13 protein-coding genes and 1 other annotated feature are annotated in these 12,575 nt (G+C 41.5%); of the genes, 4 read left to right on the top strand and 9 right to left on the bottom strand.

Annotated features, from left to right (window positions below; translation table 11 throughout):
- Positions 1–11 precede the first annotated feature (11 nt).
- From polX to zapA, 3 genes are all read right to left on the bottom strand, one after another.
- On the bottom strand, positions 12–1,721 hold the full coding sequence (gene polX, locus F0342_RS12385; protein WP_149156243.1) for a DNA polymerase/3'-5' exonuclease PolX: 1,710 nt from the start codon (positions 1,719–1,721) through the stop codon (positions 12–14).
- Positions 1,722–1,911: 190 nt separating this feature from the next.
- Positions 1,912–2,451: a CvpA family protein gene (locus F0342_RS12380; protein ID WP_149156242.1), complete on the bottom strand. Its 540-nt coding sequence runs from the start codon at positions 2,449–2,451 to the stop codon at positions 1,912–1,914.
- Positions 2,452–2,457: 6 nt separating this feature from the next.
- A complete protein-coding gene (gene zapA / locus F0342_RS12375) occupies positions 2,458–2,718 on the bottom strand; it encodes a cell division protein ZapA (RefSeq protein WP_149156241.1) in 261 nt (86 codons plus the stop codon).
- A 132-nt stretch (positions 2,719–2,850) separates the two neighbouring features.
- On the opposite strand from zapA, the gene rnhC reads away from it, so the two are divergent.
- Positions 2,851–3,774: a ribonuclease HIII gene (gene rnhC, locus F0342_RS12370; RefSeq protein ID WP_149156240.1), complete on the top strand. Its 924-nt coding sequence runs from the start codon at positions 2,851–2,853 to the stop codon at positions 3,772–3,774.
- 260 nt (positions 3,775–4,034) lie between these two features.
- Here rnhC and pheT read toward each other — a convergent pair whose 3' ends face one another.
- From pheT to F0342_RS12355, 3 genes are all read right to left on the bottom strand, one after another.
- The gene (pheT, locus tag F0342_RS12365; protein ID WP_149156239.1) at positions 4,035–6,449 is read right to left on the bottom strand and encodes a phenylalanine--tRNA ligase subunit beta; all 2,415 of its coding nucleotides are present in this window, start codon (positions 6,447–6,449) and stop codon (positions 4,035–4,037) included.
- A gap of 27 nt (positions 6,450–6,476) precedes the next feature.
- A complete protein-coding gene (pheS, locus tag F0342_RS12360) occupies positions 6,477–7,514 on the bottom strand; it encodes a phenylalanine--tRNA ligase subunit alpha (protein WP_149156238.1) in 1,038 nt (345 codons plus the stop codon).
- 78 nt (positions 7,515–7,592) lie between these two features.
- Positions 7,593–7,831 (bottom strand) — a binding site (T-box leader).
- Between the two features lie 59 nt (positions 7,832–7,890).
- Positions 7,891–8,652, bottom strand: a complete 762-nt coding sequence (locus tag F0342_RS12355) for a TrmH family RNA methyltransferase (protein ID WP_149156237.1) — start codon at positions 8,650–8,652, stop codon at positions 7,891–7,893.
- A gap of 123 nt (positions 8,653–8,775) precedes the next feature.
- On the opposite strand from F0342_RS12355, the gene sspI reads away from it, so the two are divergent.
- Together sspI and F0342_RS12345 are read left to right on the top strand one after the other, a co-directional pair.
- The gene (gene sspI, locus F0342_RS12350) at positions 8,776–8,997 is read left to right on the top strand and encodes a small acid-soluble spore protein SspI (RefSeq protein WP_113969566.1); all 222 of its coding nucleotides are present in this window, start codon (positions 8,776–8,778) and stop codon (positions 8,995–8,997) included.
- Between the two features lie 147 nt (positions 8,998–9,144).
- Entirely contained in the window at positions 9,145–9,687 is a 543-nt protein-coding gene (locus F0342_RS12345) for a cysteine hydrolase family protein (RefSeq protein ID WP_149156236.1), read from the top strand.
- A gap of 63 nt (positions 9,688–9,750) precedes the next feature.
- Here the strand turns inward: F0342_RS12345 and F0342_RS12340 are convergent, their stop codons facing one another.
- Together F0342_RS12340 and F0342_RS12335 are read right to left on the bottom strand one after the other, a co-directional pair.
- Entirely contained in the window at positions 9,751–10,836 is a 1,086-nt protein-coding gene (locus tag F0342_RS12340; RefSeq protein ID WP_149156235.1) for a M42 family metallopeptidase, read from the bottom strand.
- A 103-nt stretch (positions 10,837–10,939) separates the two neighbouring features.
- A complete protein-coding gene (locus tag F0342_RS12335; protein ID WP_149156234.1) occupies positions 10,940–11,428 on the bottom strand; it encodes a dUTP diphosphatase in 489 nt (162 codons plus the stop codon).
- A gap of 146 nt (positions 11,429–11,574) precedes the next feature.
- On the opposite strand from F0342_RS12335, the gene F0342_RS12330 reads away from it, so the two are divergent.
- Positions 11,575–11,961, top strand: a complete 387-nt coding sequence (locus F0342_RS12330; RefSeq protein WP_149156233.1) for a sigma-w pathway protein ysdB — start codon at positions 11,575–11,577, stop codon at positions 11,959–11,961.
- A gap of 27 nt (positions 11,962–11,988) precedes the next feature.
- Here F0342_RS12330 and F0342_RS12325 read toward each other — a convergent pair whose 3' ends face one another.
- Positions 11,989–12,558: a TVP38/TMEM64 family protein gene (locus F0342_RS12325; RefSeq protein WP_149156232.1), complete on the bottom strand. Its 570-nt coding sequence runs from the start codon at positions 12,556–12,558 to the stop codon at positions 11,989–11,991.
- Positions 12,559–12,575: the final 17 nt, after the last annotated feature.

The raw sequence follows: 12,575 nt of genomic DNA, 5'->3' as shown, positions 1-12,575 counted from the left end.
TCCACCTTTTATCAGTTTCGCTTAATAAATTTGATTAACTCTTTTTTATCCCATGTATTGATGACAGCATCTTTCTTGATCCAGCCTTTTCGAGCTGTTCCTATTCCGACTTTCATGAATTCCAGGTGATCGATACTGTGTGCATCTGTGTTGATGACGAGCTTTACATTTTGTTCCTGGGCTTTTCGGATATTTTCTGCAGACAGATCCAGCCGATTCGGATTTGCATTAAGCTCCAACGCCGTATCAGTTTCTTTCGCCAGCTGGATAAGAAGATCCATATCTACGTCATAACCTTCTCTTCGACCAATGATTCTCCCTGTTGGATGGGCAATGATATCCACATGGGCACTCTTCAGGGCCGTTGTCAGCCTCTCCATGATCTTTTCTTGGGATTGTGAAAAACTCGAATGAATCGAAGCAATCACAAGATCGACTTTTTCAAGAATGTCATCCTCATAATCCAATGTACCATCAGGAAGAATATCCATCTCGATTCCTGATAGGACTTCTATATCATCATACTTCTTGTTGATTTCTTTAATTTCATCGATTTGCTTAAGTAATCGTTCTGTAGTCAGCCCGTTTGCCACACGTAAGTACTGGGAGTGATCGGTGATGGCCATATATTGATATCCTTTGGCACGGCAAGCCTCTACCATTTCTTCAATCGAAAATGCACCATCCGACCAGGTGGAGTGCATATGAAGATCCCCTTTTATATCTTCTAATGTGATGAGGGAATAATCCTTATGGAACTCTTCCACTTCTTTCCCATCTTCCCGCAGCTCTGGTGGGATCAAGGGCATATCAAAATGGTGATAAAATTCTTCTTCTGTATTAAATGTCTTTATCTCACCGGTTTCACTATTCTCGACGCCATATTCACTGATCTTTTCTCCGCGTTCTTTCGCCAGCTGGCGCATGCGGACATTATGATCCTTTGATCCGGTAAAATGGTGAAGGGCGGTAGCAAATTCTTCAGGCTTTACGATTCGAAAATCGATGCTTACATCCCAATTATACGAAAGAGTCAGTGAAACTTTTGTATCTCCTGCAGCGATGGTTTCTACGATATTGGAGAGTTTCAACAAACCTTCCTTCACCTCTTGTGGATGCTCTGTTGCCAGAATGAAATCAAGGTCCTTGATGGTTTCTCTCATTCTCCTTAAGCTTCCCGCTCTCGAAAAGGTTTGGATGCTGTCCATGCCGATAAGAAAACCTTCAATTTCCTCAGCGATCCCATTCATAAAAGCGATCGGCAGACGGTCAGGTCTCTTGCCCACCTGTTCGATGGATGAAAGGATCTTCTCTTCCGTCTTCTTACCGAAGCCTGCTAAACCTTGTACTTTATTTGCTTTACACGCTTGCTCCAGGTCTTCTATATTTTCTACCCCAAGTTCACTATAAAGCTTGGCAATTTTCTTTCCACCTAAACCAGGTAATTGAAGAAGGGGGATCAATCCCTTTGGAACTTCTTCCTTTAATTCTTCAAGGACAGAAGATATGCCTTCGTTTATGTATTCCTCGATTACTCCCGCCGTTCCTTTGCCGATTCCGCTCAGCTTCGTAAAGTCACTGATTTCCTGTAAGCTCCGGTCATCATTCTCAAGTGCCGCCGCCGCTTTTCGGTAGGCGGAGATTTTAAATGAATTCTCGCCTTTCAATTCCATATATATCGCAATTTCTTCTAATAATTTTATAATATCTTTTTTATTCAAGAGATTCACCTACTATCTTAGAATTAACAATTAGGACCTTTAAAACTTCGTCCCTTGCAAAAGCAAAACGACCCCATCTATATAGTAGCAAAATTGATATAAAAAGAAAAAAGACTGACTTATAAGATGAACAAATTCACTAAGGCATCCCTAACGAATTTGAATTGCATACTTATAGTCAGCCCCTTCTTCAGGCTACATATTCAATCCACCAAGATTTCACCAAATCAGAGAAAACAGGCGTATGTTTAACCATCGCTTGCGCAATAAATGAGTTATTAATGAATGTTTGAACCGACTCGATCGGCAACAATACGGCAATAAATAATAGAATGAAGATCATTAAGTATGCTTCAATAAAGCCTAATATCCCTCCGCCAAGAACATTCAACTGCTTTAATAGAGGAAGATGTGCGACAAAATCGAGCATCGATCCAATGATTTGCAGAATGATCCGGACTGCGAAGAAAATCATTGCAAATGCGATCACACGATAATAAGCCTGATCTAAATTGGTCGATTCAAAAATCATATTCAATGTGGATTGCTCGTCCAATACAGGGTAAGGAATCCATAATGTTAACTTCGGTGCAAGCTGATCATAATATATGTATGCTACAATAAAAGAAACAATAAATCCGAATATGTGGACCACTTGCAAAATGAATCCACGTTTTAAACCTATTAAAAATCCTATCACCAGGATGATCAACAAAGCTAAATCCAGCATCTTTTTTCAATCCTTTAAACGTTTGATTTCTCGTTCCAGCTCCTCAAACTTTTCTTGTAGTTTGAGATAATCATTTACGGCATTCACCGCAGTCAGAACGGCGAGCCTGCTAGTGTCGAGAGATGGATTCATGGAGTTTATTTCTCTCATCTTGTCATCCACTTTAGTACAAACAAATCGGATTTGACTAGTTGATTCAGTCCCAACAATCGTATATTGTTGACCATATATGTCTATAGTGGTGCGATTTTTTTGTTGTTCAGACAACCTGAAAGCCCCCCATTCATAAGAATCCTAAACATAATCATACCACGAAATCTTTTGATTTTGGAAGGAATTTGTCATATTAGCTCACATTTTTTATTATATACAAGAATTTTGTCATAAGGAGAGAGAGACTTGGCTAATACCGTCATTCAAGTAAACAAAGAAACAATCGAGAAAATGAAAGGCCACTACAAAAACGTATTAACGGACAAACTGCCACCGGGTGCCGTTTTTGTAGCAAAGCCATCCGGCTGTACGATCACTGCCTATAAATCGGGGAAAGTATTGTTTCAAGGAACTAACGGAGAAGGAGAATCAAGTCAGTGGGGCAGCAGCGAACCTCCAAAGGTAAAATCACCTTCCAAGGGAACGACGACACTGCCTGAAAACTTCGCCGACTGGTCTGTCATCGGATCAGATGAAGTGGGCACAGGCGACTTCTTCGGACCGATCACGGTGGTAAGTGCTTACGTGAAGAGAGAGCACCTTCCACTTATGATGGAACTAGGAGTAAAGGATTCTAAAAATTTATCCGACCCTCAAATCATCAAAATAGCCAGGGATTTAATAGCCGTGATTCCGTATTCATTACTCATCCTGCATAACCCTAAATACAACGCGATGCAAGCAAAAGGAATGACGCAGGGGAAGATGAAGGCTCTCTTGCACAATCAGGCGATCCTGAATCTGTTGGAAAAAATGGCCCCGGAACTACCTGAAGGAATATTGATTGATCAGTTTGTTGAAAAGAATACATACTACAAACATGTTTCTGCACAAAAGAAAATCCAACGTGACCGCGTGTATTTCAGCACAAAAGGTGAAAGCATCCATCTAGCTGTAGCCGCTGCCTCGATTATTGCCCGTTATGCCTTCTTAAAGGAAATGGACAAATTGAGTGAAAAAGCTGGTGTCGAGATACCTAAAGGTGCCGGTAAGCACGTAGACATTGCAGCTGCGAAAATCATTAAGCGAAAAGGGATTGAAGAACTGAAGTCTATGACGAAATGGCATTTTGCGAATAGTGAAAAGGCGATAAAGTTAGCCAGGAAATAAATGATATCCCCATCGGTTATTCCGGTGGGGATTTCTCTTTGGTTGGTGGTTCTACCTTGGATTCAGCAGTTGAATTACGAACGATATTTAACTGTTGAAATTTCCGGAATATTCTCCTGTTGAATTTACTTCAATATTCACCTGTTAAAATTTCCGAAATATTCTCCTGTTAAAATTCGTTCATTTTTAACAGGCAAAACCACCTCCAAACAGCAAAAAGGTGCCAGACCATTGTCTGACACCTTCCACTTTGAGCTGTATTATCCTCTCAACTCTGCTCCGGCTTTTTCCTTCACTGTTTGCAGTACTTTATCATGTACTTTAACCACTTCTTCATCCGTTAATGTCTTAGCCGGATCGAAGTATTTTAACGAGAACGCAATGGATTTCTTGCCTGCTTCCATATGTTCCCCTTCATAAAGATCGAAGACTGAAACTTCTTTCAGAAGCTTGCCTCCTGCGTCTTTAATAATGGATTCCAACTCTCCCGCTTTCACATCTGTATCCACTACTAGGGCGATATCTCTTGTAATCGATGGATGACGAGGGATTGGCGTGTAGCTTAATGCCGGTTTTACGTAATGGAAGATTGGAGATGCCTTCAGTTCGAACACGTAGGTTTCGTTCAGGTCCAACTCTTTTTCCGCTTCCGGATGAATCGCTCCTACATAACCGATGACTTCATTGTCCAATAGAATTTCAGCCGTTCTTCCCGGGTGCATGCCATCTACCACTGCCTGGCGGTAAGAGATGGCTTCAGAAACGCCGATTTCTTCGAACAGTCCTTCCAGGATTCCTTTCGCAACATAGAAGTCAGCAGGCTTCTTCTCTCCCTGCCAAGGATGCAGATGCCAAAGGCCCGTAATAGCCCCTGCAATATGCTCCTCTTCTTTAGGCAGCTCTTCTCCTGGTTCCTGTAAGAAAATGGATCCCACTTCATAAAAGGCAAGTGAGTCATTTTGACGTGCTTTATTGTACGAAAGCACTTCAAGAAGCTGTGGAATGATGCTTAGGCGGAGATTGCTTCGCTCTTCACTCATTGGCATCAATAAACGGACAGGCTCTCTTACGTCCAGGGCATATTGTGTTGCTTTCTTATCGTTTGTTAAAGAATACGTAATCCCTTGGAGGAGTCCTGCCCCCTCTAAATAACGACGAACCGTACGGCGTTTCAACTGATGATTCGAAAGTCCACCGGGTGTTGATTCTCCCTTTGGAAGAGTCAGCGGAAGGTTATCATAACCGAAAAGACGTGCCACTTCTTCAAGTAAATCTTCAGGTATGGTAATATCCCCTCTTCTTGTAGGAGCCGTTACAACAAACGTTTCTCCATTGACTTCTACATCAAATTGAAGTCGGCGGAAGATATCTACAACTGTGTCAGCTGAAATGGATGTTCCTAGTGAAGAATTGATTTTTTCTAACGTAATCTCTACCTTCACAGGCTCAACTTCAAGTTCATTAAATAGTACCGTTCCTTCAAGCACTTTCCCCTGTGCATATTCAGCCATCAGTTGCGCAGCTCTCTCCCCTGCTTTCAGGACACGATCAGGATCGACTCCCTTTTCATATCGTGTGCTCGCTTCACTTCGCAGTCCGTGATCTTTGGAGGCTCCTCTGACAATCGCACCGGTGAAATAAGCTGCCTCAAGAAGGACAGTCGTTGTATCGTTTTTAACCTCAGAATTCGCTCCACCCATCACTCCTGCAAGAGCGACCGGCTCCGTCCCATTCGTAATGACAAGCTGGCTGCTTGATAAGGTTCTTTCTGCATCATCAAGTGTGACAAATGCCTCCCCATCAATCGCACGACGGACAAGGATCTCCTTTGAACCAAGTCGGTCGTAATCAAATGCGTGAAGAGGCTGACCATATTCCAATAAAACATAGTTCGTAATATCGACTACGTTATTATGTGGTCGGATCCCGGCTGAGATCAACACATTTTGCATCCATAATGGAGATGGACCGATTTTTACATCTTTGATGATTTTAGCTCCGTATAGAGGATTATCTTCTTTCGCTTCCACTTTTACCGATACATAATCCGACGCCTTTTCACTGCCTTCGGATAACTCCGTTTGGGGAAGCTTGACTTCACGATCCATAATTGCTGCTACTTCATACGCAACTCCCAGCATGCTTAAGCAATCAGAACGATTAGGCGTTAAGCCCAATTCCAGAATCGCATCATCAAGATTCAATAATTCCACTGCATCTCTGCCTACTTCAGCATCATCCGAGAACACATAAATTCCCTCTGCATGTTCTTTCGGTACAAGCTTTCCTTCTACTCCAAGCTCTTGCAGGGAACAAATCATCCCGTGAGATGCTTCACCACGAAGCTTGGCTTTCTTGATTTTGAAGTTACCCGGCAGGACCGCTCCAACCTTTGCGACAGCCACTTTTTGACCTATTGCCACGTTTGGTGCTCCGCAAATGATTTGAACTGGTTCTTCCTCTCCTGCATCCACTAAGCATTTATTTAATTTATCCGCATCAGGATGTGGCTCACATTGTAAAACATGACCGACTACCACATTTTTGATTTCTTCCCCGATTCGTTCAACACCTTCAACTTCAATCCCGCTTCTTGTAATCTTCTCTGCTAACTCTTCAGGTGTGACACCTGATAAGTCAACATAATTTTCTAACCATTTATATGAAACAAACATGTGTTAGTACCTCCTATCGATTTTCTTTTACTCTTCTGTTCCGAACTGAGTGACAAAGCGCGTGTCGTTTGTGTAGAAATGACGGATATCATCGATTCCGTATTTCAGCATGGCAATACGTTCAGGTCCCATTCCGAATGCGAAGCCTGTGTATTTCTGTGAATCAAACCCTGCCATTTCGAGTACGTTCGGGTGAACCATTCCTGCTCCGAGAATTTCGATCCATCCAGTTCCTTTACATACGCGACAGCCTTTTCCACCACATATTTTACATGAGATATCCATTTCGACTGAAGGCTCTGTAAACGGGAAGAAGCTTGGGCGCAAGCGGATTTCACGGTCCTCGCCAAACATCTTTTTCGCAAATACCTGAAGGGTTCCTTTCAGGTCACTCATGCGGATGTCTTCATCAATGACGAGCCCCTCAATTTGAGTGAATTGATGAGAGTGTGTTGCGTCATCTGTATCACGACGATACACTTTCCCTGGACAAATAATTTTAATTGGTCCTTTGCCTTTCGCCAGTTCCATCGTTCTTGCTTGAACAGGAGAAGTATGAGTACGCAGCAGGGTTTCTTCAGTAATATAGAAGGAATCCTGCATATCTCGGGCCGGGTGTCCCTTGGGAAGGTTCAGAGCTTCAAAATTATAATAATCCTTCTCCACTTCCGGTCCTTCAGCAACGGTATAGCCCATTCCGATAAATAAATCTTCAATTTCTTCCACAATCATCGTGAGCGGATGATGATTTCCCTTTTTAACAGGGCGCCCTGGTAACGTAACATCGATCGTTTCAGATTGAAGCTTCTTTTCAACCGCTTCTTTTTCAAGCACGGCCTGCTTCGCTTCAATGGTTTCTGTTATGGCTCCACGAACTTCATTCGCAAGGGCTCCCATTTTAGGACGTTCTTCTGCTGAAAGTTTGCCCATTCCTTTTAAGGCTTCGGTTACAGGTCCTTTTTTACCCAGGTAAGCTACACGGATAATGTTCAGTTCTTTTAAGTCCTGTGCTTCGTTCACTTTTTCGATTGCTTCTTGTTGAAGGGATCGTAATTTGTCCTCCATTTATACTTCCTCCTTTAATGTATATCGTCCGAATGATCGTACTGATGGTTTTAAAACAAATAAAAAAACCCCATCCCCAAAAGGGACGAGGTTTATATCGCGGTACCACCCTTATAAGTATATCCATAGGCAGACATACTCACTTCATTCGGATAACGGCTTTGCCGGAGCATCTTTACATTCATCAAATGAATGGTCCCGATGCCAACTCGAGAGGTGAAATCTTCACATCATGCGTTCCTAAGAATGCTTTCAGTCCAGGGCATTCTCTCCCTTAAAGAAGGTCATGTGCTACTTTCCTCTTTCAACGTTTTTTAAGTTATATGTGCATTATTATAGTGAATTTCCAGGCAAATTTCAAACCTTTTCAAGAAATTCACTGCCCATTTTTAAAATAGTATAATAAAACTCCCGCAGCAATCGCTACATTTAACGATTCGCTTTTCCCATAAACGGGAATATAGAGATTCTGATCGGTTTCAGTTAAGAGGTCTTTCGACATACCATTCCCTTCGTTACCTACTATAAGAGCATATGAAGATTGAGGATTGACCGTTGTATACTCAACACCATTTTCAAGAGCTGTCCCGTATACAGGGATGTCCCGTTCTTTCAATTTCGAAATGGTTTCATTGAGATCCCTTCTGATAATCGGAATATGAAAGTGACCTCCTTGTGCAGACCGCAATACCTTAGGGTTATAGGGGTCAACAGTACCCTTGCCTAACACGACCATATCAATACCCGCTGCATCAGCTGTACGAATGATCGTCCCGATATTCCCGGGATCCTGAAGGCCATCTAATAGCATGAATGTTGCCGCTTTTTCAATGTTATGTTCATCTTCTCTCTGCTTACAAACAGCGAAAACTCCTTGTGGTGTCTCGGTATCCGTCAAGGCTTTACCGACCTCTTCTGATACCATCGTCATGGTAACGGAGGCTACGGTCCATTTTTGCGGGAGATCGGTTCCTTCCACGACTATAAGTTCAAGGACCGAATCCTCTTGCTTTAAGGCTTCTTCCACCAGGTGAAAGCCTTCAACTATGTATGTACGAGTGAGATCCCGTTCTTTTTTGGTCAATAACTTCTTCCACTGCTTCACAACAGGATTTTTCGAGGATTGAATATACTTCAATCGTATCCGCTCCTTTTAATTACTATTCAGGGTCTCATTATACCTTAACTTTCCTACATAATAAATTCAATTTGAGACAAGATAACAATGAATTCCTCAACTATCAAAAAGGAGAAATGTGTGATGAATCTTAACTTACGAAAAGCAATCATACACAACGTATCTGGTAACAACCAGGACGAACTGAGAGACACCATCGTCGATGCAATCCAAGGCGGAGAAGAAAAAACCCTTCCTGGACTGGGGGTACTTCTTGAAGTCTTCTGGCAAAACGCAGATCCCCAGGAACAAAAAATGGTCCTCGAAACATTAGAAGAATCATTACAGCAGCAACAAACACAGTAATAACATGGGTAACCCTTAACATGGGTTGCCCTTATTTTATGATTTGATATGCAGCCACCACATTAATAGTTTTCCCCATTTTGTTTTAATCCATCTCTTTCAGTGGTAATTAAAATATACAAACGTAAAGGAAGGGGAAACGAATGTATGAGTCACAAGAAAAGCGCATTATTGATCATCGACATGATTAATACTTTTGATTTTCAAGGTGGAGAGAATTTATACGAAAACACTTTGAAGATTGTAGATAATATTCGCGACTTGAAGAAGATAGCGAAGGAATCCGACATTCCGGTCATTTATGTGAATGATAACTACGGTCTATGGCAGGACAATATGAATGACATTATCGAGCATTGCAACAAGAAAAAAGGAGAAACCGTAATCGAAAAACTTCACCCGGATACAGATGACTATTTTATCATCAAACCGAAGCATTCGTGCTTTTTCGGGACACAACTTGATATCCTGCTTCATCAATTGGATGTAAAACACTTGATCCTAACAGGAATCGCAGGAGATATCTGTGTACTCTACACCGCCAATGATGCCTATATGAGAGAGTATGAAATCTCGATACCGAAAGATTGCATAGCTTCTGAGTCAGACGAGGACAATGAGAGCGCCATTCGCATTATTAAAAAAACGATCGGTGCTGACATGACCTTAGCTGATCAAATGACTTTTTAATGCCAGCTCCTCTATCTCATGAAAAAGAGACCCTTATCCGATAGGGTCTCTCTTTCATTACAATCAATCAAATGTAATCTTCGCCACTGTATCTTGATCTAACTTCTTGATCACTTCTGTAATCAGTTTAACCGCATTCTCATAATCATCACGATGCAACATTGCTGCATGGGAATGGATATAGCGGGTTGCAATGGTAATGGATAAAGCAGGGACTCCATTTGCCGTTAAATGAATCGCACCGGAATCCGTTCCACCACCGGCAATGGAATCAAATTGATACGGAATGTTATGTTCATCCGCTGTATCTGTCACAAAGTCACGAAGCCCTTTGTGAGAAATCATGGATGCATCATACAGGATGATTTGCGGGCCTTCACCCATTTTACTTGATGCTTCCTTGTCAGAAACGCCAGGTGTATCTCCTGCAATTCCAACATCTACACCAAAGGCAATGTCAGGCTGGATCTTAGCTGCTGACGTTCTCGCTCCACGCAGTCCAACTTCTTCCTGCACTGTACCTACACCATATACCACGTTTGGATGATCTTGATCTTTCAGGTTTTTCAGTACATCGATGGCAATCGCGCATCCGATACGGTTATCCCATGCTTTTGCAAGAAGCATCTTTTCGTTGTTCATCACCGTGAATTCGAAATACGGAACAACCATATCTCCCGGCTTTACTCCCCACTCCTGTACTTCTTCACGGCTTGAAGCTCCGATATCGATAAACATATCTTTAATATCAACCGGCTTTTTACGGGCTTCCGGAGGCAGGATATGCGGTGGTTTTGAACCGATCACTCCTGTTACTTCTCCTTTACTCGTCACAATTGTCACTCGCTGGGCAAGCATGACTTGTGACCACCAGCCTCCTACTGTTTGAAAACGCAGGAACCCTTTGCTGTCGATTTGAGTGATCATGAAGCCGACTTCATCAAGATGTCCGGCCACCATAATCTTAGGTCCGTTCTCATCGCCGACTTTTTTAGCAATTAAGCTTCCCAGATTATCTGTTGTGATTTCATCTGCAAATGGTTCTATGTATCGCTTCATTACGTTTCGTACTTCTCTTTCATTCCCCGGTACACCTTTTGCATCGGTTAAATCCTTTAGCATTGTCAATGTTTCATCTAATTTTGCCACTGTTTCGACCCCCTAAATATTCATACACTCTCATTATACTAAAATCTGTCCGATTCATCAAAATTTCCTGAATCTTCTTAAACTACCGCTGGTGAAACGGATATTAATACCCTTCTTTTTGACGATTATAATTCACTTCATTCTTCTTAACATAAGCGTCAAATACCTCTTCATGGGAGAATCCTAACAGCTCACCCAAATAGACATAATGCCTGAACAATTGTTGAAAATGCCCAACAGAACGCTCTTCAGAAAAGTGATTGGCCGATTTGAATACTTCCAGGAATTGTTTCGAGACATCTTCATTTGCGTAATTGGTTTCACCTAAATCAAATTGCTGGATGCCGATTTCAAGTCCCAGTGAGAGAATAAAATGAATTCCATCTACAAATTCTTCAAGGATCACTTCCTTCGATGAAGATGATTTCTTACTCCAAAACTTAAAGCTTCTTGTTTCATTGGCCAGTTCTCCCACTTCAACAAGCAGGGCAAGGATCTTCTTTTCAATTAAATCTGCGTTTTGCAAACCGTGTTCTTCTTCAATATGCTGATCCAGCTTCTCTTGCATGTCCAATAACTTTTCAATATTCATGACGTTATCTCCCCTTATGATGCCTATTTTTCTGTTGTCCTCTCTTAGTATGACAAATTTTCAAAGAAATTTTAAATAAAATGAAACCTTTTTCTGTTTTTATCGTAAATAATAGGAGAAGACTTATGCCTAGGGAGGTAATGGTAATGCTTTGGATTATTCGGTTAGTGATTTTTTTCCTTATTCTTTACCTTTTATACCGCAGTGTGAAATATATTATAGACCCAAAGCGAAAACTGGAACTTGCCCAGGAGCAAAAACGTTTTTACTTTCTCGATAATCAGGAAAATGTCCGTAAGAATTTTCACGTAACGTATAAAGGAGTTCTTTTCGAAGGAGAAAAATATTTAGGAGCAACAGAAAAATCCTTTGAAGTGGTTTCCATCTTTGTTTGGTCAAAAAACATCTCTTCTTTAAAGGGACTGACTCAAGAAGATTTTCAATACCTCCAGAATGAAATTAAAGAAAGATACCCGAATGCAAAGCTGGATTGGAAAAGCCCGATCCATGAATTCCTTCAAAAAAAGCAATAAAAAATGGCTAGCCCTGCTAGCCGTTTTTTATTTACCCGGAAAGAACTCTCTCCATTCAATCACTCTTACTTTTTCTCTTAGAAGGTAAAATAGGACGATGAGTGCCAGCAAAATCATGACTAGAATAGGTGGGGAAAATTGTTTGATGTATTGACCGAAAACCGTGTAAAAAAACGCCAGGGGAATATTAGAAATAACAGAGGCCCGGATGAAAGGTTTAAGCTTTTTCTTTCGTTCAAGTAGACAAAGGTTCAGCAGCTGGTAATGGACAAAAGGAATTAACCGCAGTATTGCAACTTGACCAGTTGTGAGAGTAGCATTTCTTCCAAACCATTTTTCTTTCAGTCTCAGGAGCTTTTCATAGAAAGATGTAAAGCTCTTTATGACAAAATAAAAAGTAACAGATAAGAGCGTTAATCCGATTAATGAATACAGAGTGCCGAATATACTTCCAAACAGCACTCCTCCCGCCATACATACAAGGGCTACCGGGATGAACAGAAATTGCCTAAGGATATGAAACAGAATAAACAGAACAGGAGCCAAATACCCACTAGCTTCCATGAGGGCGAATGCAGCAACTAACCGTTCGTCCATGGCTAAGGTGAACCTCC

It is taken from the genome of Bacillus sp. CH30_1T, from assembly GCF_008364765.1.
Lineage (GTDB): Bacteria > Bacillota > Bacilli > Bacillales > Bacillaceae_B > Rossellomorea.
The sequence above is the reverse complement of the archived record's forward strand: the minus strand, read 5'-3'. Positions and strand labels throughout refer to the sequence as shown.